This is a genomic window from Shinella sp. GW821-FHT11G07, from assembly GCF_058808115.1.
The window spans coordinates 268,563-291,127 of the sequence record NZ_JBXARJ010000009.1; the positions used below are offsets into that span (position 1 = coordinate 268,563).

The 22,565-nt window shown below is 64.3% G+C and carries 21 protein-coding genes; 19 read left to right on the top strand and 2 right to left on the bottom strand.

Annotated elements, in window-relative coordinates; translation table 11 throughout:
• Positions 1-12: 12 nt before the first annotated feature.
• Together AC1RT2_RS19315 and AC1RT2_RS19320 are read left to right on the top strand one after the other, a co-directional pair.
• Complete coding sequence (locus tag AC1RT2_RS19315; protein WP_493104464.1) at positions 13-1,449, top strand: NAD-dependent succinate-semialdehyde dehydrogenase; 1,437 nt, start codon at positions 13-15, stop codon at positions 1,447-1,449.
• A 235-nt stretch (positions 1,450-1,684) separates the two neighbouring features.
• Entirely contained in the window at positions 1,685-2,053 is a 369-nt protein-coding gene (locus AC1RT2_RS19320; protein ID WP_069063290.1) for a hypothetical protein, read from the top strand.
• A gap of 108 nt (positions 2,054-2,161) precedes the next feature.
• Here AC1RT2_RS19320 and AC1RT2_RS19325 read toward each other — a convergent pair whose 3' ends face one another.
• Positions 2,162-3,241: an ABC transporter ATP-binding protein gene (locus tag AC1RT2_RS19325; RefSeq protein WP_493104466.1), complete on the bottom strand. Its 1,080-nt coding sequence runs from the start codon at positions 3,239-3,241 to the stop codon at positions 2,162-2,164.
• Positions 3,242-3,341: 100 nt separating this feature from the next.
• On the opposite strand from AC1RT2_RS19325, the gene AC1RT2_RS19330 reads away from it, so the two are divergent.
• From AC1RT2_RS19330 to AC1RT2_RS19365, 8 genes are all read left to right on the top strand, one after another.
• A complete protein-coding gene (locus AC1RT2_RS19330) occupies positions 3,342-4,028 on the top strand; it encodes a GntR family transcriptional regulator (protein WP_493104469.1) in 687 nt (228 codons plus the stop codon).
• On the top strand, positions 4,025-5,005 hold the full coding sequence (locus AC1RT2_RS19335) for an alpha/beta hydrolase (RefSeq protein ID WP_493104471.1): 981 nt from the start codon (positions 4,025-4,027) through the stop codon (positions 5,003-5,005). The genes AC1RT2_RS19330 and AC1RT2_RS19335 overlap by 4 nt, the downstream gene beginning before the upstream one ends.
• A 24-nt stretch (positions 5,006-5,029) precedes the next feature.
• Positions 5,030-6,232, top strand: a complete 1,203-nt coding sequence (locus tag AC1RT2_RS19340) for an ABC transporter substrate-binding protein (protein ID WP_493104474.1) — start codon at positions 5,030-5,032, stop codon at positions 6,230-6,232.
• A 107-nt stretch (positions 6,233-6,339) separates the two neighbouring features.
• Positions 6,340-7,263 (top strand): carbohydrate ABC transporter permease, encoded by a 924-nt coding sequence (locus AC1RT2_RS19345; RefSeq protein WP_493104477.1) that lies wholly within the window; start codon positions 6,340-6,342, stop codon positions 7,261-7,263.
• Positions 7,260-8,093: a carbohydrate ABC transporter permease gene (locus tag AC1RT2_RS19350; protein ID WP_493104481.1), complete on the top strand. Its 834-nt coding sequence runs from the start codon at positions 7,260-7,262 to the stop codon at positions 8,091-8,093. The genes AC1RT2_RS19345 and AC1RT2_RS19350 overlap by 4 nt, the downstream gene beginning before the upstream one ends.
• Positions 8,094-8,116: 23 nt before the next feature.
• Positions 8,117-8,998: a sugar phosphate isomerase/epimerase family protein gene (locus AC1RT2_RS19355; RefSeq protein WP_493104483.1), complete on the top strand. Its 882-nt coding sequence runs from the start codon at positions 8,117-8,119 to the stop codon at positions 8,996-8,998.
• Entirely contained in the window at positions 8,995-9,990 is a 996-nt protein-coding gene (locus AC1RT2_RS19360) for a Gfo/Idh/MocA family protein (RefSeq protein WP_493104486.1), read from the top strand. Before AC1RT2_RS19355 ends, AC1RT2_RS19360 begins: the two co-directional genes overlap by 4 nt.
• A 14-nt stretch (positions 9,991-10,004) precedes the next feature.
• Positions 10,005-11,126, top strand: coding sequence for a mannitol dehydrogenase family protein (locus AC1RT2_RS19365; RefSeq protein WP_493104488.1), 1,122 nt, complete (start codon positions 10,005-10,007; stop codon positions 11,124-11,126).
• A 126-nt stretch (positions 11,127-11,252) separates the two neighbouring features.
• Here the strand turns inward: AC1RT2_RS19365 and AC1RT2_RS19370 are convergent, their stop codons facing one another.
• On the bottom strand, positions 11,253-12,317 hold the full coding sequence (locus AC1RT2_RS19370) for an AraC family transcriptional regulator (RefSeq protein ID WP_493104490.1): 1,065 nt from the start codon (positions 12,315-12,317) through the stop codon (positions 11,253-11,255).
• A gap of 134 nt (positions 12,318-12,451) precedes the next feature.
• Here AC1RT2_RS19370 and AC1RT2_RS19375 point away from each other — a divergent pair, with 134 nt between their 5' ends.
• From AC1RT2_RS19375 to mmsB, 9 genes are all read left to right on the top strand, one after another.
• Positions 12,452-13,219 (top strand): 3-hydroxyacyl-CoA dehydrogenase, encoded by a 768-nt coding sequence (locus AC1RT2_RS19375; RefSeq protein WP_493104492.1) that lies wholly within the window; start codon positions 12,452-12,454, stop codon positions 13,217-13,219.
• A 24-nt stretch (positions 13,220-13,243) separates the two neighbouring features.
• Positions 13,244-14,431: an acetyl-CoA C-acyltransferase gene (locus tag AC1RT2_RS19380; protein WP_493104494.1), complete on the top strand. Its 1,188-nt coding sequence runs from the start codon at positions 13,244-13,246 to the stop codon at positions 14,429-14,431.
• Between the two features lie 24 nt (positions 14,432-14,455).
• Positions 14,456-15,583 carry an acyl-CoA dehydrogenase family protein gene (locus tag AC1RT2_RS19385; protein ID WP_493104496.1) on the top strand — a complete coding sequence of 376 codons (1,128 nt, stop codon included), beginning with the start codon at positions 14,456-14,458 and terminating at the stop codon, positions 15,581-15,583.
• 64 nt (positions 15,584-15,647) lie between these two features.
• Complete coding sequence (locus AC1RT2_RS19390) at positions 15,648-16,880, top strand: 3-methyl-2-oxobutanoate dehydrogenase (2-methylpropanoyl-transferring) subunit alpha (RefSeq protein WP_069063278.1); 1,233 nt, start codon at positions 15,648-15,650, stop codon at positions 16,878-16,880.
• A gap of 1 nt (position 16,881) precedes the next feature.
• The gene (locus AC1RT2_RS19395) at positions 16,882-17,895 is read left to right on the top strand and encodes an alpha-ketoacid dehydrogenase subunit beta (RefSeq protein ID WP_493104500.1); all 1,014 of its coding nucleotides are present in this window, start codon (positions 16,882-16,884) and stop codon (positions 17,893-17,895) included.
• 2 nt (positions 17,896-17,897) lie between these two features.
• Entirely contained in the window at positions 17,898-19,175 is a 1,278-nt protein-coding gene (locus AC1RT2_RS19400) for a dihydrolipoamide acetyltransferase family protein (protein WP_493104503.1), read from the top strand.
• Between the two features lie 4 nt (positions 19,176-19,179).
• A complete protein-coding gene (gene lpdA / locus AC1RT2_RS19405; protein ID WP_493104506.1) occupies positions 19,180-20,568 on the top strand; it encodes a dihydrolipoyl dehydrogenase in 1,389 nt (462 codons plus the stop codon).
• Positions 20,552-21,670, top strand: a complete 1,119-nt coding sequence (locus tag AC1RT2_RS19410; RefSeq protein ID WP_493104507.1) for an enoyl-CoA hydratase/isomerase family protein — start codon at positions 20,552-20,554, stop codon at positions 21,668-21,670. Before lpdA ends, AC1RT2_RS19410 begins: the two co-directional genes overlap by 17 nt.
• A complete protein-coding gene (gene mmsB, locus AC1RT2_RS19415) occupies positions 21,667-22,563 on the top strand; it encodes a 3-hydroxyisobutyrate dehydrogenase (protein ID WP_493104509.1) in 897 nt (298 codons plus the stop codon). Before AC1RT2_RS19410 ends, mmsB begins: the two co-directional genes overlap by 4 nt.
• Positions 22,564-22,565: the final 2 nt, after the last annotated feature.

Below are 22,565 nucleotides of genomic sequence, written 5' to 3' on the forward strand. Positions count from 1 at the left end.
GAGGATCGTATGATGACGACTTATCCCGATACATTGCTTTTCATAGACGGCGTCTGGCGTCCGGCCTCCGGCGGCAGGACCATTCCCGTCGTCAACCCGGCGACCGCCCAGCCGATCGGCAGCGTCGCCTGGGCGGATCGCGCGGATCTGGACGAAGCGCTGGCAGCGGCCGAGCGCGCCTTCGTCTCGTGGAGCGTGGCATCGTCCCACGATCGCGCCCGGCTGATGCGCCGGGCTGCCGATCTCCTGCGTGAGCGGGCCGACGACATCGCGGTCATGATGACGATGGAGCAGGGCAAGCCGGTCTCGCAGTCGCGGGTCGAAACGCTGGCCGGCGCCGACATCATCGATTGGTTTGCCGGCGAGGCGCAACGCGCTTACGGCCAGGTCATCCCCTCCCGGTCGCCGGATGTCCTGCAGATCACTCTGAAGAAGCCCGTCGGACCGGTCGCCGCCTTCACGCCGTGGAACTTCCCGATCAACCAGGTCGTGCGCAAGCTCTCGGCGGCGATTGCCGCCGGCTGCACGATCATCGTCAAGGCACCGGAGGAAACGCCGGCTTCGCCTGCTGCCCTCATTCGGGCCTTTGCCGATGCTGGAATTCCGGCCGGCGTCATCAATCTCGTCTATGGCGTCCCGGCGGAGATTTCCGAATATCTCATCCCGCATCCCGTCATCCGCAAGATCAGCTTCACGGGGTCGACCCCAGTCGGCAAGCAGCTTGCGGCGCTCGCCGGGGCGCATATGAAGCGCGCCACCATGGAACTTGGCGGGCATGCGCCGGTCATCGTCGCCAAGGATGCGGATCTCGACCTCGCCGTGGACCTGATGGTGGCCAACAAGTTCCGCAATGCCGGGCAGGTTTGCGTGTCGCCGACGCGTTTCCTCGTGCAGGAGCAAATAGCCGACGCCTTCACCGAACGCTTCACGGCTGGCGCCAAGGCAATACGGGTCGGCAACGGGCTCGATGCCGGTATCGAGATGGGGCCGCTCGCAAACGACCGCCGCATACCGGCGCTGGAAAGCCTGATCGCCGATGCCGTCGAGCATGGCGCGCAGCTGAGGACCGGCGGGCGCCGCATCGGCAATGAAGGGTGGTTCTTCGAGCCGACCGTGCTGGCCGATGTGCCCCTTTCGGCGCGCATCATGAACGAGGAGCCTTTCGGTCCGGTCGCCGTGATCAACCGGTTCGGTGATCTCGGCGAGGCAATCAGCGAGGCCAATCGGCTGCCCTACGGCCTTGCCGCCTATGCCTTTACGCAAAGCAGCGCGACTGCGACGCGACTCGGCAACGAGGTGGAGGCCGGGATGGTGTCGATCAACCATCTGGGCCTGGCGCTCCCCGAAGTCCCCTTCGGCGGCATCAAGGATTCCGGCCACGGCACGGAAGGCGGCGCCGAGGCCCTTCAGGCCTATCTCGATACCCGCCTGGTGACGCGAAAGGGATAACCTTCGCAGCTATGGAGAAACGGCAGTGCGGCGTGGCTGGCCACGCCGCACTGCTGACGTCTGGGATCCAGCCAACGGCCGAGATCGTGACGTGGCATCGCCCGCGCATTCGCCCCCTGCGCGACAAGCTGGGGGACGGCGTGTTGGAGAAAGGGCGATACGATTCCGTTGAAATCTAATGACGACGAGACAAGATGCTTTGACCAACTTGGCACCATGGGCCTAAGGAAACGGCATGGCCAAAATCTCCGAAATGACCAAACATCGTGGTTTTCCGCCCGGGCTGACCGGGACACAATGGCAGTTCACCATTCGCCGCCCGAACCCCAAGGTCACGGTGATTGGCCAATGGCCGCGCCATCTCACCCGCGACCAAACCGTCGCCTTGGCCGATACGGCTTTTCTGCATGCGCTCTGGCACTACTTCGGAACGGCTCCCTTTGAGCGCGGCAATCTCGACGGGGAGCGTTTGTCGCGGTTGTTCGGGCGGGAAATCCTCCCGGCGGAACGGGGATTCGATCCGGCATCCTATCAGGCGATGCTGAAAATCAACGAACCCCTGGCGCGGAAAAACTTCCCCCAGGCCTTCGAAGACGCGACATGATTGTTCAAAACGGGCATCCGGCGACAGGTAGCCCGCGCCATTGAGGTTTTGATGGGGACGTCCGGTTAATGCGGGCTCACGTCGGCGCTGTATCGTTCGTCGCGTCGATCAGGTCAGCCGAATGCCGGATATTGTGTCGAACAGGTGAATCGCGTCCACATTTGGGCGCACGTGGATCTTGTCGCCGACCTTGATCGGGGTGCCGCGCGGGAATTCGACGGTCAGCATGCGGGCTTCGCCGATCTCCACATAGCCGTATGTCTGGCTTCCCAGTCGCTCCGCAACGGCGAGTTCGCCGCTGAACCAGGCTTCGTCCTGTGGACAGGCCGTGAGGTCTTCCGGACGGATGCCGAGCGTTGCCGCGCCGGCCTGTATTGAATGCACACCCACATCCGAGTTGGGCAGGGGCTTCCCCTTGAACCGTAGCGCACTCCTTTTGCCGTCGGAAACCACGTCGACCGGCATTGTGTTCATCGTCGGACTGCCGATGAAGCGGGCGACGAAAAGGCTTGCCGGGCGGTGATAGAGGTCGAGCGGCGGGCCGATCTGCTCGATCCTGCCGGCATTCAGCACGACGATGCGGTCGGCAAGTGTCATCGCCTCGACCTGGTCGTGGGTGACATAGACGGTCGTCGCCTTCATGCGGTTGTGCAGCTTGGCGATCTCCAGGCGCATTTCGACGCGAAGGGCTGCATCGAGATTGGACAGCGGCTCGTCGAAAAGGAAGGCGGAGGGCTCGCGCACGATGGCGCGGCCCATGGCGACGCGCTGGCGCTGGCCACCGGAAAGCTGCGCGGGCCTCCGGTCCAGGAAGGATTGAATTTTCAGGATATCGGCGGCATGCGATACCCGGCGGTCGATCGTTTCCACGGCGGTGCCACGCATCTTCAGGCCGAAGGCCATGTTTTCGCGCACGGTCATGTGGGGGTAGAGCGCGTAGTCCTGGAAGACCATGGCGATGTCGCGATCGGACGGCGGCAGGGCGTTCACCACTTTGCCGCCGATATCCAGCGCGCCGCCTGAAATTTCCTCGAGCCCCGCGATCATGCGCAGCAGCGTGGACTTGCCGCAGCCGGACGGCCCGACGAGAACCAGGAACTCACCGCTCGCAATATCGATGTCGACGTCGTGGATGACCTCAAGCGAACCATAGGTCTTCCGGATCTGCCTCAATGCGATTGCTGTCACGGTTTTCTCCTCCAGCCGGTCAATCCGCCCTTGACCTTCATTATCGATATCAATATCAATAATGATACTAACGACGATTGGCAACTCTGCAGGCCGGGTGATGACTTATTTTTCTACACCGTCGAATGCACGAAACGCGGCAAGGCCGGCCAAGTCGGCCGCCGCCTTCAATGCCATCAAGCGCGACATCATGCTGGGTGTGCTTCCGGCAGGGACGGCTCTGACAGAGTTGGAGCTGGCGGCGCATTTCTCGTGCAGCCAGGGGACTGTGCGCGAGGCGCTCCTTCAGTTGCAGGAGGAGGGGCTGGTGCGCCGGCAGGGGCATCGCGGCACGCAGGTCTCCGAATGCACCGAGGCCGAAGCCGTCGAGATGTTCCGCGTGCGCCAGCAGATCGAATGCAACGGCATCGTTCGGGTGTTGCGCGCACCAGGCCGCGCCCTGGTTTCCGATCTCGACGCGATTTTCGCCGACATGCTGGAGGCGGCAAAGGCTGGCGATGAGCTCGAACTGGCATCCTTCGACCGGGATTTTCACCGTCGCATCTTTCAGGACGCGCAGCTTCCAGCGCTTGACCCGATCCTGCATCGCTGCCTGGTGCACAACCACCGCTTCAAGATCTCGCGCAGCACGATGCCGCGCGACCTAGTGGCGACGGCCCAGCGTCACCGCTCGATCATCGATGCGATCGCAAGCGGCGATGTGGCTGCGGCAAGCGACGCACTGCGTCATCACATTGCGACGATCGTCGATCTCGGCCCCGACGTTTTCCCGGATGCGACCCAATGACCGCGAATTCCGGCACATCGCGGCTTTCGCCGGAAATGGCGGCACTGCTGGCCCGCGTTGCCGCCGAGGCAGGGCCGCAGGTCGATCCGACGACGCTTCCGCCGGCCGAAGGTCGCGCGCTTTCGGAAGATGGCAACCGCCGCTGGAATGTCGACCTGCCCGAGATGGCACAGGTGGCTGACGTCTGGATCGATGAGGATGCGGGCCTCGGCTCGGCAAGACTGCGGATCAGGGTCCTTGTCCCGCCCGGCCACGGCGCGGGTGCGGTCATCTTTGTGCATGGCGGCGGGTTTGCCTTCTGCAGCCCGGAGACGCATGAGCGTTGTGCGCGCGTGCTTGCGCTGGAATGTGGTCTACCTGTGCTTTTGCCGGACTATCGCCTGGCGCCGGAGCATCCGTATCCCGCGGGCCTCATGGATGTCGTCGCGACGATCCGCAACGCCTTTGCCGTTTCCGGTTCCAGTGGCGTCAAGGACGGTCCGCTTATCCTTTCCGGTGACTCGGCTGGCGCCAATCTTGCCCTTGCCGCGATGCTGCATGAGCAATCCAGCGGGCGTCAAGCTGTCGCGGGCGCGTTGCTTTTCTATGGCACCTATGCCGGCGATTTTCACACGGAGTCCTATCGCGACTTCGAGAACGGTCCGGGTCTGACGACCGCGAAGATGCAGCGCTACTGGCAATGGTATGTCGGAGATCGCGACGTATCGGCAGATCCGCTCGCCTGTCCGCTGCTCGCGACGGATGAGGCGCTGGCAGCATTGCCGCCGCTCCACCTGATGGCAGCCGGCGTCGATCCGCTGTTGTCCGACAGCCGCGCGCTGCACGAGCGCCTGAGACGCCTCGGGCGAAGCGAGGCGCTGACGGTGGTGCCGGGTGTCACGCACGGTTTTTTGCAGAACACGCTTGATCTGGCCGCCGCGCGGGAGGCGCTGGCAGCGGCAGGAGCCGCAGCGAGGCACATGGCCGGCTCGAACTGAATTCGATTTTCAAAGGAGGAGACAATGAAAATCTGGAAGACCCTGGCAATCGGCGCCGCACTCGCGGCGTCGCTTCTGGCAAGCACCGCGTCGGCGGAAACCGTTCGTTTCTGGTATCACTTCGACAATCCGGAAAACCCGATGGCCGATCTGGTCGCGAAATTCGAGGCGGCCAATCCGGGCATCGAAATCGAAGCGGAAAACGTTCCGTGGAACAGCTATTACGACAATCTCTATACCGCGCTGGTAGGCGGCAATGCGCCGGATGCCGCGATGGTCAAGCTCTTCGCCCAGCCGCGCCTGCTGGAGATGGGCGTGCTGGAACCGCTCGGCGAACGCATCGACGCCTGGGCCGGCAAGGCGGATCTGCTCGATAATCTTCTGGAGCTCAACAAGGGACCGGATGGCCAGCAATATTACCTGCCGATCCAGTATGTCGTGCTCTATCTCTATTACCGCGCCGATCTTTTCGAGGCGGCCGGCCTGAAGCCGCCGACGACCTGCGAAGAGTTCCGTGACGCGGCGATCAAGCTCACCAAGGCACCGGCGACCTATGGCTTCGGCCTGCGCGGCGGCAAGGGCGGCTGGGACCAGTGGGGTGCTTTCGTGCTCTCGCAGGGCGCAAAGCTGGAGCCGGGTGGCCTGACGACACCGCAGGTGATCGCCGCCAACCAGTGGCTGATCGATCTCTTCCAGAAGGATAAGGTCATTCCGGCTTCGGCGCCGAACGACGGCTTCCAGGAAATCACCGCCGCCTTCAAGAACGGCACCACGGCAATGACGATCCACCATATCGGCTCTTCCAACGACATGGTGAAGGCACTCGGTGACAAGGTTTCGGCCACACCGGTGCCGGAATGCAGCGGCGGCCGCTGGACGTCGTATGGCGATGAATCGCTGGCTGTCTTCTCTTCCTCCGCGGTCAAGGATGCGGCCTGGAAATGGATCGCGTTCCTTGCCGAGGGCGAGAACAACGTCGCGTTCAACAAGGCGACCGGCCAGATGACGGTGACCAAGAGCGGGTCTGCGAACTGGACGCTGCATGAGCGCCGCTTCGTCGATGCGACTGTCCAGTCGCTGCCCTTCGCGCATGTCTTGCCGCAGAGCACGGCGACGTCGGAATTCGTCAACACGGCCTGGCAGACGGCGATGCAGCAGGCGCTGACCGGCCAGATCACCTCCGAGCAGATGATGCAGCAGCTTGAGGCGCTCTTCGCGCAGCAATGATCCTCCCTGGAGCGGGCAGTCCTTGGTCCGCTCCGATCTCCCATCCGCCCAGCCCGAACATCAGGGCGGATGGGACCTTCTGATTGCCAAAGGCCCGGAACGACCGAATGACCGCGACAACCGCCCCAACTTCAACCGCCCTGACCATCCCGACGCCCTGGAGCGTCCGGACGATGCCCTATATGCTGTTGGCGCCGGCGGTGCTCGTCACGCTGTTCATCGTTTTCTTTCCCATGGTGCAGGCGGTCTTCACCAGCCTTTACGATCTTGTCCTCTGGAAACCGAATGCGAGCCGCTTCGTCGGTTTCGGCAACTATGCGAAGCTCTTCGCCGATCCGGTGTTCTGGACTGCACTCGGCAACACCGCTCTCTGGATCGGCCTGACGGTGCCGCTCCAGATGGGGCTTGGCCTGTTGACGGCACTGCTGCTCAATCGCGAGTTTCCCTGGCGGGGGCTGGCGCGGGCGCTCATCATCATCCCCTGGGCGTTGCCGAGCGTTGTGATCGCGCTGATGTGGCGCTGGATTTACGATCCCAACACCGGCGTGCTCAACGATATCCTGCTTTATCTCTCGATCGTGCAGTCGGCCGTGCCATGGCTCGCCGATCCCGATCTTGCGCTCTATGCAATCATCGCGACGCTGACCTGGCAGGGCTTTCCCTTCTTCGCCGTCATGATCCTCGCCGCTCTTCAAGGCATTCCACGCAGCCACTACGAGGCGGCCTCCATCGACGGTGCTTCGGCCTGGCGGCAGTTCGTGCACATCACGCTGCCGGGCATCGCACCGGTGCTGGCCACGGCGGGGCTCTTGCGTGTCATCTGGGTCGCCAATTCCATGGACGTGATCTTCGTCATGACCGGCGGCGGGCCGGGTTATGCCACGCACACCCTGCCGCTCTATGCATTCGTGCGCGCCCGGCAGAACCTCGATTTCGGTTACGGCACGACGATCGCCGTGACCTTCACCATCCTTCTCGGCGCGATCGTCGCCGTCTATCTCGCCCGGACCATGCGGGAGGTCGAACGATGAACAAGCCGTCCACGCTCCGTCGCATCCTCACCACCGACCTGCCGGTGCTGGCAATCGTGCTCTTCGCCATGGCGCCCTTCGCCTGGATGGTGCTGACCTCGCTGACGCCGACCGCGGCACTGAACGCCACGGGCGTTTCCGTCTCGCCGGCCGGCTGGAGCCTCGACAACTACGTGCGCCTGCTCCAGCAGACGTCGTTCCTCGGCAATATGCTTGACAGCTTGATCATCGCCTGCGGCACGGTGGTGCTCGGCCTCGCCGTCGCAGTGACGGCAGCCTATGCCTTCTCGCGCTTCCGGTTCGCGGGCCGCAAACTCCTGATGCTGCAATTCCTGCTGATCAACATGTTCCCGGTCGTGCTGCTCATCCTGCCGCTCTTCGTGCTGATGCGCAAAGTCGGTATCCTCGACACGCATTTCGGGCTCATCCTGGCCAATGCGACCGTCGCCATTCCGTTCGCGGTCTGGATGCTGACCAGCTATATCGGCGCGATCCCGAAGAGCCTCGACGAGGCGGCGATGATCGACGGCTGCTCGCGGCTGGCGGCTCTGCGCCGCGTCGTGCTGCCGCTCACCATGCCGGGCATCATCTCTACCGGCATCTATATCTTCATCACCGCCTGGAACGAATATCTCTACGCGCTGACCCTCGGCGGCAAGAATGTCCGGCCCGTCACGGTCGCGATCCAGACGCTGATCGGCGAATACCAGATCGAGTGGGGGCTGCTCGCCGCCGGTGCGGTCGTCGGCGCCATGCCCGCCACCATCCTTTTCCTTCTCGTGCAACGCCGCCTTATCGGCGGGCTGACCCAGGGCGCGGTGAAGGGCTGAATGCGAATGAAAGAGGATAGACCATGAACCCCGTCGGGTTGATTTCCATGCAATATGCGCGGCCCTTCACGGCCGAGCACTTCCCGCTCTTCGCCGAAATGCGAAGGCTCGGCTATGACTTCGTCGAACTTCTCGTGCCGGAGCCGGGCGAACTCGATCTGGCGGAGACGCGCCGTGCCCTTGACGCCGCCGGGCTTGGTGTCGTGCTCGCCGCCCGCGTCAATCTGCAGCGCAATCTCTCGTCGGACGATCCTGCGGCCCATCGCGCCGGCATCGACTATCTCAAATACACGGCCGATTGCGCCGCGGCACTCGGTGCCACCATCGTTGGCGGCCCGCTCACCGGCAATCCGCTGGTCTTCGCTGGGCGCCCGCCGCAGCCGGTTTCGGAAGAGGAGCGGCTTGCCCGAAAGGCGCGTTGCGTTGCAGGATTGAAGGAAGCGGGCGATTATGCGGCGGCGCGCGGCATCGTCCTTGCCGTCGAGCCACTCAATCGCTTCGAGAGCGACGTGTTGTGCACCACGCAGCAGGCGATCGAACTGCTCGATGCTGTCGATCATCCCGCCGTCCAACTGATGCTCGACACGTTCCACATGCACATGGAAGAAGCCTCGATCGCCGAGGCGATCCGGCTCGGCGGCAAGCGTATCGTGCATTTCCAGGCCAATGAGAACCACCGCGGCTTCCCGGGTACGGGGGCCACGGATTGGGTCGCGGTGTTTCGGGCGTTGCACGGGGTCGGCTACGAAGGTCCGGTGTCGCTCGAACCCTTCCGCCGCAACGACGACCGCTTCGGCGTTCCCTTCGCCCAGTGGCGCCCCCCGCATGAGGGCGAGAGCGAGCGTCTCGCCGCCAGTGCCGAATTCATCAAGTCCCACATCCTGCTTACGGAATATCGTCGATGACACTCAAGATCGGTTGGATTGGCTGTGGCGTGCACGCCACCCAGATGCTGCTTCCGCAACTCGTCCGGCATGACGTTCAGATCACCGCGCTCTGCGACATCGACGGCACGCGCCTCGCATCCGCCGGGCGGCAGTTCGGCGTGACGAACCTGACGAGCGATGCCGAGGCGCTTATCCGGAGCGCGGATATCGATGCCGTCGGCATGGCCGTGGGGCCGGACCAGCATCTCGTCTTCGGCAAGAAGGCGCTGGAGCGGGGTCTTCCCGTCTTCATGGAAAAACCGCCATCAGGCAGCGCCGCCGGAGCGCGCGAACTGCTCGCCGCTTCGGAAAAATCCGGCAAGCCGCTGCTCGTCGGTTTCATGAAGCGCTACTCCGCCGGCAACAAGATCGCAGCAAACATCCTGCGCTCCGGCCGCTTCGGCGATATCTATGGCCTCACCGGCTACTACATGACTGCGCCTGGCTATTTCGCCGGCAATGTCGACTATACCGGCTTCTTCCTGCACCATTGCGTGCACTACATGGACCTCGTGTCCTTCCTCGTCTCACCGGTCACGACGCTGACCGCGCGCAAGGTTGAGAAGGACCGCGGCAAGGTTCTGTTCCACGTTAATTTCGATTTCGAATGCGGTGCGATCGGCACCATCGCCATGGGCACAATGCAATCACGCGGCGCGCCGGTCGAGCGTATCGAGATCATGGGCGACCACCAGCGCATCGAGATCGACAATGTCATCGAAGTGCGCTGGAACCGCAACCCGCCCTTCAAGGTTGACGATGCGGCGGCCACGCTCGATGACGCGGTCGACACGCTGGCATGGAAGCCCAACTTCACCGCAGCCGCTAACGAGGACCCGAAAGGCTACCATTCGCTCCTCGCCGACGTGATCCCGGCGCTTACGGGTGCGCAAACACCGGCACCGACGATCCGTGATGGCGTGATCGCCATGGAGCGGCTGGAAACCCTTCGGCACGAGCTTGCACTCTGACGGGGGGTAGCACGATGAAGACGCCCGTCATCCAGTTGGGAACCAGTCGGTTCCTGCAAGCCCATGCCGATCTCTTTCTCTCGGAGGGAACGCCACGCCGGGCGATCACCGTGGTGCAGACCTCCGGCGATGTGGCCCGCAGCCATAGGCTTGCCGCTCTCGCCGCGCCGGAGGGCTACCCGGTTCGCATCCGGGGGCTCAAGGCGGGGGACACGGTCGATGAGACGAGGACCGTCACGTCGGTAAAGCGCTGCCTTTCCGCTGCTACCGACTGGCCGGAGGTGGTTCGGGTCTTCGTCGAGGAGGCGGAGTTCGTTCTGTCTAATACAGGGGACGCGGGTTATCAAAGCCGGCCGGAGGACGGTGCGACGACCTACCATCCGGCCATGAGCTTTCCCGCCAAACTCTTCCATCTGCTGGCTGCCCGGCACACCGCCGGGGCGGCCCCGATCATCGTGATGCCGATGGAACTCGTTGTCGACAACGGCAAGGTTCTCAGGGACGCGGTCCTGGCGGTGGCGTGGCTGCAAGGCGCCGGCGGTGCACTTATCTCGTATATCGAGGGCCGCGTGGTCTGGGTTTGCAGCCTTGTCGATCGTATCGTTTCCGAGCCGATCGAGCCTGCTGGCGCCGTGGCGGAACCCTATGCGCTCTGGGCGATCCAGAAGGGGCACGGCGTCGTTCTCCCCTGCACGCACCCCGCGATCGAGATGGTTGACGACCTGAAGGATATCGAGCGGCTGAAGCTGCACATCCTCAATCTCGGCCATACGGTTCTGGTCGATATATGGCAGCAAGGGGGTGGGCAGGGCGATCCGATCGTGCGCGACTTCATCGCCAATCCTCAGGTGCTGGACCTACTGACTGCCATTTACAGTGATGATGTCCTGCCAGTTTTTAACCACCTCGGACAAGGGCAGGCGGCAGAACACTACCTGGCCGTCACGATGGAGCGTTTCGCCAATCCCTTCCTAGATCACAGGCTGGCCGATATCGCCCAGAACCATAAGCAGAAGGTCGAGCGCCGGATCGGCGCATTTCGCGATCTCGCCCACGCTGCAGGATACACCTCGCCGCAGGGCCACCTCGCGGCGATCGTAGCGAGAGAGGCACGACCTGACCGCGTAGTGGGCTAGGTCGGGGTCAGCCACATGTCTTCCGATACCTGGCCGATGGTCAGTTGACGCAGTCAAAGGGTGCCGAAGACCCTCGCGAAAACCGCTTTGCCCGCGAGTTGAAAACCTATTCCAGCCGAGATTTAGTCACCCGCTTTGCAGCGTCGTTGCCCGGCGAAAGGCCGCCGGGCTCCTTGACGTCCATTTGCGGAACGCGCGGTGGAAGGCGCTGGGTTCGGAGAAGCCGAGGCGTGTGGCGATCTCGCCGACCCCGAGCGCCGTCGTTTGCAGCATCTCGATTGCAAGGTCGCGCCGGATTTCATCGCGGATGGCCGCGTAGTTCTGGCCTTCCGCATGCAGGCGGTGCCGAAGGGTTGAGGGCGACAGGCGCATCTGCACGGCCAGATCATCGAACGTGCTCCATGATGCGGGCGGCGCCTGCCGCAGCCGCTTGCGGACGCTGGCGGCAAGGCCGGCGTCATAGCGGTAACGCACGAGGATGTTGGCAGGGGCATTGCGCAGGAACTGCTTCAGCGCCTGCTCGCTGCGGGCCACCGGCAGCTTGAGCAGGGAAGCATCGAAGGCGAGCCGGCTGACCGGCTGCGCGAAGCGCACGGGCGCACCGAAGAACAGCCGGTAGTCAGCACCATGGTCCGGCTCGGCACAGCGGAAATCGACCATCCGCAGCGGAATGCGGCGTCCGATGAGCCAGCATGCGATGCCGTGCAGCAGGATCCAGTAGGTTCTGTAGGCAAAGGCGGAGCGTGCGCCGGTTCGGTCCTTGAGCACGATCTGGGCCAACCCGTCGGCAATTTCGAGATGGCCTTGCGGATCCTCCAGCACGACATTGAGGAAGCGTAGCGCGCGCCGCAGCGCCCGGTCGAGGGTCTTGGCATGCAGCACGCAGTGGCAGAGCAGCGTGAAGCTGCCGCGCCGCATCGGCCTGCCGCCCATGCCGAAGAACTCGTCGTCTATCTCGGCGGCGATCGCAAGCCACAGCGCACCATAGCTTTCGGCGGAGACCGGCGCATCGATCCGGGTGGGCAGCCCGACCGCCGCCAGCACCGCTTCGGGTGCCTTGCCATGCCGCTTCAGGCAGTCGGTCGCCTCTTCCACGAAGGAAGGTGATATCATCCGCCGTCCGGTTTCCGTCATCGTCAGGTCCTGCAGGATGTGGTAAAACTGGCCGATGGTTCGAGACGCTTCGGTCATCGTATGCAATATCGCACCGTCATAGAGTGAGGCAAGACGGGCGGGTAGGCTGTCGGCAGAATGTGACTCAGGGAGGACTGCATGACGCTTCGGGCCGGCTCTACGGAAATCGAATGCGCTGAGGGAGAGCAGCCATGTTGATCGACGGAAAGACCTTTGTCGTCACCGGTGGTGGTTCGGGCCTCGGTGCGGCGGTGGCACGCATGCTGGTGGGCGAGGGCGCGAATGTCGTGATCGCCGACGTCAACGCCGATGCCGGCGCCGGCATCGTCAGTGAGCTTGGAACCCGTGCCGCCTTCATCCAGACGGACGTGACGCAGGAGAAGGACGGGCAGGCCGCCATCGACATGGCGCTGGACCGCTTCGGCCATCTGCACGGGCTGGTCAATTGCGCAGGCGTCGCGCCCGGCGAGAAGGTGATCGGCCGTGATGGCTCGCACAGGCTCGACAGCTTTGCCCGCACGATCGCCATCAATCTCGTCGGCACTTTCAATATGATCCGGCTTGCCGCAGCGGCCATCGCGCAGCAAGAGCCGGGGGCGGATGGCGAGCGGGGCATTATCGTGAGCACGGCCTCGGTTGCAGCCTTTGATGGCCAGATTGGTCAGGCGGCCTACGCGGCGTCAAAGGGCGGCGTCGCAGCCATGACGCTGCCGATTGCCCGGGAACTGGCGCGCCACGGCATTCGGGTGGTCACCATCGCGCCGGGGATTTTCCAGACGCCGATGATGGCCGGCATGCCGCAGGAGGTGCAGGATTCACTGGGACGGAGCGTGCCGTTTCCGTCGCGCCTTGGAAAGCCGGCGGAGTTTGCCGCATTGGTGCGGCATATCTGTGAGAATGTCATGCTGAATGGTGAAATCATCCGCCTCGACGGCGCGTTGCGCATGGCGCCGCGCTGAGTGAGGCCGTTGGGGAGTTTTGATATGACGCCGCAGGATCCCATCGTCATCGTTGGTTCGGCCCGCACCCCGATAGGCGGCTTTCAGGGCGACCTTAAGGATGCCACCGCACCGGAACTCGGCGCGGCTGCAATCCGTGCGGCGCTCGACCGCAGCGGCGTCAGCCCGGACGCCGTTGAGGAGGCGGTCTTCGGCTGCGTGCTGCCGGCCGGCCAGGGCCAGGCGCCCGCCCGGCAAGCCGCGATCGGCGCCGGCCTGCCCTTTGCCGCCGGGGCGACCACCGTCAACAAGATGTGCGGATCGGGCATGAAGGCCGTCATGCTGGCGCACGACCTCATCGCCGCCGGCAGCGCCTCGGTCGCCGTCGCCGGTGGAATGGAAAGCATGACGAATGCGCCCTACCTGCTCGACCGGGCTCGCGGCGGCTACCGGCTCGGGCACGGCCGCGTCATCGATCACATGTTCCTGGATGGGCTGGAAGACGCCTATGACAAGGGACGCCTCATGGGCACCTTCGCCGAGGACTGCGCCGAGGCCTACCAGTTCACCCGCTCCGCGCAGGACGACTACGCCATCACCTCCCTGACCCGCGCCCGCGCCGCGATCGAGACCGGCGCGTTCGATGCAGAGATCGTTCCGGTCACCGTGAAGGCGGGGCGGTCCGAGACGGTCGTGAGCCGCGACGAGCAGCCCGGCAAGGCCAAGCCGGAGAAGATCCCGACGCTGAAACCGGCCTTCCGCGAAGGCGGTACGGTAACCGCGGCGAACGCTTCCTCGATCTCCGACGGCGCGGCCGCGCTGGTGCTGATGCGGCGCTCCCAGGCCGAGCGGGAAGGACTTACGCCGCTTGCCACCATTGTCGGCCATGCCACGCACGCACAGGCACCCAATCTCTTCGCGACCGCGCCGATCGGCGCGCTGCGCGGGCTCAGTGAGCGCACCGGCTGGAACCTGAAGGACGTCGACCTGTTCGAGATCAACGAGGCCTTCGCCGTCGTCGCCATGGCGGCGATGCGCGACCTCGACCTGCCGCATAACAAGGTCAACGTGCACGGCGGCGCCTGCGCGCTCGGCCATCCGATCGGCGCTTCCGGCGCAAGGGTGCTCGTCACCCTGCTGTCCGCGCTTGAACGCTACGGCATGAAGCGCGGCATGGCGACGCTCTGCATCGGCGGCGGCGAGGCGACGGCGGTGGCGATCGAACGGCACTGAACGGTTTCAGGGAGGAGACCGGACATGATCCTGACGGAACAGCAGATCCAGATCCGCGACATGGCACGCGATTTCGCTCGCGAACGCCTGGCGCCGGGTGCGGCCGAGCGCGACGCGGAGAGCCGCTTCCCTCGCGAAGAGCTGAAGGAAATGGGCGAACTCGGCTTTCTCGGCATGTTGGTGCCCGAAGCCTATGGCGGCTCGGAGACGGGTACGATCGCCTATGCCGTGGCGCTTGAGGAGATTGCTGCCGGTGACGGTCCGTGCTCGACCATCATGAGCGTACACAGCTCCGTGGGCTGCGTGCCGATCCTGAAATATGGCACGGAGGAACAGAAGCAGCGCTTTCTGCCGAAGCTGGCATCCGGCGAATGGATCGGCGGCTTTGCGCTGACCGAACCGCAGGCTGGCTCCGATGCCTCCAACCTGAAGACCCGTGCCCGCCGTGACGGCGATCACTATGTCATCGACGGCGCCAAGCAGTTCATCACCTCGGGCAAGAACGGCAACGTCATCATCGTCTTCGCCGTCACCGATCCCGACGCGGGCAAGAAGGGCATTTCCGCCTTCATCGTGCCGACCGAAACGCCCGGCTATGAGGTCGTGCGTGTGGAGCACAAGCTCGGCCTGCATGCCTCCGATACGTGCCAGATCGCCTTCAGCAACATGCGCATCCCTGCGGATCACCGGCTTGGCGCGGAAGGTGAGGGCTACAGGATTGCCCTGTCGAACCTTGAAGGCGGACGCACCGGCATCGCGTCGCAGTCCGTCGGCATGGCGCGTGCGGCGTTCGAGGCGGCGCGCGACTATGCCCGCGAGCGCACGGCCTTTGGATCGCCGATCATCAACCATCAGGCCGTGGCCTTCCGGCTCGCCGACATGGCGACGCAGATCGAGGTGGCCCGCCAGATGGTGCTGCATGCGGCCCAGTTGAAGGAGGAGGGGCAGCCCTGCCTCACCGAGGCGTCGATGGCCAAGCTGTTCGCTTCGGAAATGGCCGAAAAAGTCTGTTCCGATGCGATCCAGATCCACGGCGGCTATGGCTACATGGCGGACTATCCGGTCGAGCGTATCTACCGCGATGTCCGCATCTGCCAGATCTACGAGGGAACAAGCGACGTCCAGCGCATCGTCATCGCGCGCAATTTGTAAGTTTGTGGCCGGCCTTCCGTGAGGAGTAGCGGACGGGCGGCCGACAAGGGAGGAATGACAGGACATGAACGAGGTTCCGCATCTGAGCCTGCACGTCCCCGAGCCGGCGGTCCGGCCGGGCGGCCAGCCGGATTTCTCCACCGTCAAGATCGCCAAGGCCGGCGCGGTGCCGCGGCCGGCGGTCGACGTGGCGCCGGAGGAGATCCGCGATCTCGCTTATTCCATCATTCGCGTTCTCAACCGGGATGGCGAGGCGGTCGGCCCATGGGCCGGGCTGCTTTCCGACGAGGACCTGCTGACGGGGCTGCGCAACATGATGAAGCTGCGCGCCTTCGATGCCCGCATGCTGATGGCGCAGCGGCAGGGCAAGACCTCGTTCTACATGCAGCATCTCGGCGAGGAGGCGGTCAGCTCCGCCTTCCGCAAGGCGCTGAACAAGGGTGACATGAACTTCCCGACCTACCGGCAGGCGGGGCTATTGATCGCCGACGACTACCCGATGGTTGAGATGATGAACCAGATCTACTCGAACGAGGCGGATCCCCTGCGTGGCCGGCAATTGCCGATCATGTATTCGTCGAAGGCGCACGGCTTCTTCACGATCTCCGGTAACCTCGCCACACAATATGTCCAGGCCGTCGGCTGGGCCATGGCATCGGCTATCAAGAACGACACGAAGATCGCCGCCGCCTGGATCGGCGATGGCTCGACCGCCGAGTCCGACTTCCATTCGGCGCTCGTCTTCGCCTCGACCTACAAGGCGCCGGTCATCCTCAACATCGTCAACAATCAGTGGGCCATCTCCACATTTCAGGGCATTGCGCGCGGCGGCTCCGGTACTTTCGCCGCCCGCGGTCTTGGCTTTGGTATCCCGGCGCTGCGCGTGGATGGCAACGACTATCTCGCCGTCTTTGCAGTTGCCAAATGGGCAGCGGATCGCGCCCGGCAAAACCTCGGCCCGACGCTGATCGAATATGTCACCTATCGCGTCGGGGCGCACTCGACCTCAGATGATCCCAGTGCCTACAGGCCCAAGACCGAATCCGAAGCGTGGCCGCTCGGCGACCCGGTGTTGCGGCTGAAGAAGCACCTGATCGTGCGTGGAGTCTGGTCGGAGGAGCGTCATGTCCAGGCCGAAGCGGAAATCCTCGACGAGGTGATCCAGGCGCAGAAGCAGGCCGAAAGCCATGGCACGCTGCATGCCGGCGGCAAGCCGTCCGTGCGCGACATTTTCGAGGGCGTCTATGCGGACATGCCCGCCCATATCCGCCGCCAGCGCCAGAAGGCAGGGTTTTGACATGGCAAGAATGACGATGATCGAGGCCGTGCGCAGCGCCATGGACGTCTCGATGGGGCGAGACGACGATGTCGTCGTCTTCGGCGAGGACGTCGGCTATTTCGGCGGCGTTTTCCGTGCGACCCAGGGGCTCCAGGCCAAGTATGGCAAGACCCGCTGCTTCGACGCGCCGATCAATGAATCCGGCATTCTCGGCACGGCGATCGGCATGGCGGCCTACGGCCTGAAGCCCTGCGTCGAAATCCAGTTCGCCGATTACATGTACCCGGCCTATGATCAGATCACCCAGGAGGCGGCGCGCATCCGCTACCGCTCCAACGGCGACTTCACCTGCCCGATCGTCGTGCGCATGCCGACCGGTGGTGGCATCTTCGGCGGACAGACACACAGCCAAAGCCCCGAGGCGCTGTTCACCCATGTCTGCGGCTTGAAGGTCGTCGTTCCCTCCAACCCCTACGACGCCAAGGGCCTGCTGATCGCGGCAATCGAGGACCCGGATCCGGTGATGTTCCTCGAACCCAAGCGGCTCTACAACGGCCCCTTCGACGGTCATCACGAGAAGCCGGTGACGCCCTGGTCGAAACACGATCTCGGCGAGGTGCCGGAGGGGCATTATACGATCCCGATCGGCAAGGCGGAAATCCGCCGGCCGGGCAGCGCGGTCACCGTCATCGCCTATGGCACGATGGTGCATGTGGCGCTTGCCGCGGCGGAAGAGACAGGGATCGACGCCGAGGTCATCGACCTGCGCAGCCTCCTGCCGCTCGATCTCGACACCATCGTCCAGTCGGTGAAGAAGACCGGCCGTTGTGTCGTCGTGCACGAGGCGACGCTGACCTCCGGCTTCGGCGCGGAGGTCGTGTCGCTGGTCCAGGAGCACTGCTTCTACAGCCTGGAAGCACCGATGGTGCGCGTGACCGGCTGGGACACGCCCTATCCACACGCGCAGGAATGGGACTATTTCCCCGGCCCGGCGCGTATCGGCCGGGCGCTCAAAGAAGTGATGGAGGGCTGAGGATGGGCGAGTTCGTCATCAAGATGCCCGATGTGGGCGAAGGTGTTGCCGAGGCCGAACTGGTCGAATGGCACGTCAAGCCGGGCGACCCGGTGCGCGAGGACATGGTGCTGGCCGCTGTGATGACCGACAAGGCGACGGTGGAGATACCCTCTCCCGTCGACGGTGTCGTGCTCTGGCTCGGCGCCGAAATCGGCGACATTGTCGCCGTCAAGGCGCCGCTTCTGCGCATCGAAATCGCCGGAGAGGGAGAGGCTGCGGCCGAAGAGCCCTTGCCTGCGGTGACAGAGATGATTGCGAAGGCCGAACCGGTCCCGAGCAAACCCGTCGAAGCGAAGCCGATAGCCGAAACAAAAGCTGTCGAGCCAGAAAAGCCTGCCGGGCGTCCTGCCATCCGTGAACCGGTGGATCGACCGCTGGCGTCGCCCGCCGTCCGGTTGCGGGCGCAGGAGGCCGGCGTCGATCTGCGCCAGGTGTCGGCTACCGGCCCGGCAGGCCGCATCACCCATGACGACCTCGACCAGTTTGTTGCACGCGGTGCGCAGCCTGTCGCCGCTCCGGCCGGCCTTGCCCGCAAGACCGCCACGGAAGAGATCAAGGTCACGGGCCTGCGCCGCCGCATCGCGGAAAAAATGCGGCTTGCAAGCTCGCGCATTCCCCACATCACCTATGTCGAGGAGGTGGATGTCACCGATCTCGAGGACCTGCGCGCGACGATGAATGCCGGCCGCAAGCCCGACCAGCCGAAACTCACCATCCTGCCGTTCCTGATGCGGGCGCTGGTCAAGACGCTTGGCGAACAGCCGGGTGTCAACGCCACCTTCGACGACGATGCCGGTATCGTCACCCGCTACAGTGCCGTGCATATCGGTATCGCCACGCAGACGCCGTCCGGCCTGATGGTGCCGGTGGTGCGCCATGCGGAGGCCCGGTCGATCTGGGACAGCGCCGCCGAACTCACGCGCCTCTCCGATGCCGCTCGCAACGGCACTGCCGCACGCGAAGAACTGTCCGGCTCCACGATCACCATCACCTCGCTCGGTGCACTCGGCGGCATCGTCACGACGCCGATCATCAACCACCCGGAAGTGGCGATCGTCGGCGTCAACAAGATCCTGATGCGGCCTGTCTGGGATGGCACCCAGTTCATCCCGCGCAAGATCATGAACCTGTCGTCGAGCTTCGACCACCGGATCGTCGACGGCTGGGACGCGGCGGTTTTCATCCAGCGGATCAAGGCGCTCATCGAAACCCCCGCACTGATCTTCATCGAAGGCTGATGACATGAAAGAGATCGTCTGCAAGCTTCTCGTCATCGGTGCCGGCCCGGGCGGATACATCTGCGCCATCCGCGCCGGCCAGCTCGGCGTCGATACGGTGATCGTCGAAATGACGAAGGCTGGTGGTACCTGCCTGAACGTCGGCTGCATCCCCTCCAAGGCGCTGATCCATGCCGCCGAGGAGTTCGACAAGGTCCGTCACATGACGAGCCCCAACGCGCTCGGCATCACGGTGGAGGCACCGAAACTCGACCTTGCCCAGACCATCCGCTGGAAGGACGGCATTGTCGGCCGGCTGAACAGCGGCGTGCTTGGCCTGCTGCGCAAGGCCAAGGTCAAGATCGTCCATGGGCGGGCGCGGTTCCGCGACGGCAAAACCGTCGAGGTCGAGACCGAGACAGGAACCCAGGTCATCCGTGCCGAAACGGTGGTGATCGCGACCGGCTCCGAACCGGTCGCGCTACCGTCGCTGCCCTTCGGCGGCGCGGTCCTCTCGTCCACCGAGGCGCTGTCGCTTGCAAGCGTTCCCAAAACGCTCGCCGTCGTGGGGGGCGGCTATATCGGTCTGGAACTCGGCACGGCCTTTGCCAAGATGGGCGCACAAGTGACGGTGGTCGAGGCGCTGGCACAGATCCTGCCGCAGTACGACGCCGAACTCGTCAAGCCGATCGCCAAACGCCTGAACGAACTTGGCGTGCGCCTCGTGACCGGTGCAAAGGCGAAGGCGTACTCTGGAGAGGCGCTGGTGATCGAGACTGCCTCCGGCAAGGAGGAACGGATTGCTGCGGACAAGGTGCTCGTCACCATCGGGCGCAAGCCGCGTACCGAAGGGTGGGGCCTCGAAGAACTCGACCTTGATCGTGCCGGCCGCTTCATCCGCATCGATGAGCGCTGCCGAACCTCCATGCGCGGCGTCTATGCAATCGGCGATATTACCGGCGAGCCGATGCTGGCGCATCGCGCCATGGCACAGGGTGAGATGGTGGCGGAGATCGTTGCCGGCCGCAAGCGCGTCTGGGACAAACGCGCCATCCCGGCCGTCTGCTTTACCGATCCAGAGATCGTCACCGCGGGCCTCTCGCCCGATGAAGCCCGCGCCCAGGGTTATGAGGTCCGCGTCGGTCTGTTTCCCTTCAATGCCAACGGGCGCGCCATGACAACCCAGTCTGAAGATGGTTTCGTGCGCACCGTGGCGCGTGCGGATACCAACCTCGTGCTCGGCCTGCAGGCCGTCGGCGCCGGAGTGTCCGAACTCTCCAGCAGCTTCTCGCTGGCGCTTGAAATGGGTGCACGGCTGGAAGACATCGCCGGTACCATCCACGCGCATCCGACCCGCAGCGAAGGCCTGCAGGAAGCCGCATTGAAAGCCCTTGGCCATGCCCTCCACATCTGACGCCGCAAAACCGCTCGATGCTGCCCCCCAGCCGCAGACCCTCATCGGCCACACCGGCACGCTTGGGCGGATCCGGCTCAATCGACCGAAGGCGCTCAACAGCCTGACCCTCTCGATGGTTCGCGACATAGAGAAAGCGCTGGACGTGTTCGAAGCTGACCCGGACATCGCCGTCATGCTCATCTCCGGCGAGGGCGAGCGTGGATTGTGCGCCGGCGGCGACATCCGCATGATCTACGACGGCGGCAAGGCCGGCTCGCAAGAGCCCGTCGATTTCTGGCGCGAGGAGTACCGCATGAACGCGCGCCTTCGCCGGCTCGAAAAACCCTACATCGCCTTCATGGACGGCATCGTCATGGGTGGCGGTGTCGGGGTTTCGATCTATGGTAGTCACCGCGTGGTCACCGAGCGGACGCGCTTCGCCATGCCCGAGACCGGTATCGGCTTTTTCCCGGATGTCGGTGCCTCGTGGTTCCTCACGCGCCAGCAGAATGAGCTCGGCACCTACGCCGCGCTGACCGGCGAACAGCTGACGGCCGGTGACGCGATCGCCTTCGGTCTCGCCGACGGCTACATCCCTTCCGATAGGTTGCCGGCATTGGCCGAAGAACTGTCCCGCCTGCCGGCATCCGCCTCGCGGGCCGACGTCTCGGCAACGATTGGCGCCTTTGCGGATCCGCCGCCACCGGCGCTGTTGGCAGCACAGCAGCCGCTGATCGATCGCCTTTTTGCCTTCGACACGGTCGAGGAAATCCTGGCGGCGCTCGTGCAGGATGGATCGAGCTTTGCGGAAAGGACACTCGGCGTCTTGCGGACGAAGTCGCCGCTCAGCCTGAAGGTAACATTGCGCCTGCTTCGCCTCGGGCGTCGGGAAAGCGCGCTTGAGGCGTGCCTGGAACGGGAGTTCGCCGCCACTGCAGCCGTGCTTTGCAGCCACGATTTCTACGAAGGCGTGCGGGCCGCAGTTGTCGACAAGGATCGCAATCCGCAGTGGCGGCCGGCGCAATTGGGCGACGTCACAGAGCAGGACATCGCTGCCTTCTTCGAACCATCGGCAAAACCACTCTTTGCCGAGGAAGCAGGGAAAGGAGAACGGACATGAACGCCATCGCATTCATCGGCCTCGGCCATATGGGTGGCCCCATGGCCGCCAATCTTGCCAAAGCCGGCCATGCCGTCCGCGGTTTCGACCTGTCGCCGGCCTCGCTCGAACTCGCCCGGGCGAACGGCATTTCGACCATGGCGTCGGTCACGGAGGCGGTTTCCGGCGCCGATCTCGTGATCACCATGCTGCCGGCCGGCGCGCATGTGCTTGCGGTCTGGCAGGAACTGGTCGCCATCGTGCCTTCGGGCACGCTGCTCATCGATTGCTCCACCATCGACATGGACAGTGCCCGCAAGGCCCACGCGCTGGCTGAGGCGCATGGTTGTCCCGCGCTCGATGCGCCCGTCTCTGGCGGCACGGGGGGTGCTTCGGCCGGCACACTGACCTTCATGGTGGGGGGTGATGCGGCGGTGTTCGCCGATGTAAGGCCGGTTTTCGAGGCGATGGGCAAGAAGATCATCCATTGCGGTGATGCATCCGCCGGCCAGGCGGCAAAGATCTGCAACAACATGATCCTCGGCATCAGCATGATCGCCGTGGGCGAGGCCTTCGTGCTCGGCGAGCGGCTTGGCCTGTCGCATCAGGCGCTGTTCGACGTTGCCTCCGTCTCTTCGGGCCAATGCTGGTCGCTGACCACCTATTGTCCGGTGCCCGGCCCCGTCCCGACCTCGCCGGCCAACCACGATTACGAACCCGGTTTCGCCGCGGCGCTGATGTTGAAGGATCTGAAGCTTTCGCAGGCGGCGGCAGAAGAGACCGGTGCCATGACGCCACTCGGCGCGAAGGCTGCGCTACTCTACCAGCTCCTTTCCGACGAGGGATTTGGCGCGCAGGATTTTTCCAGCATCATCAATATGTTGCGGGGCAAGTCGATGGCCGCCTCCGAGTAGCT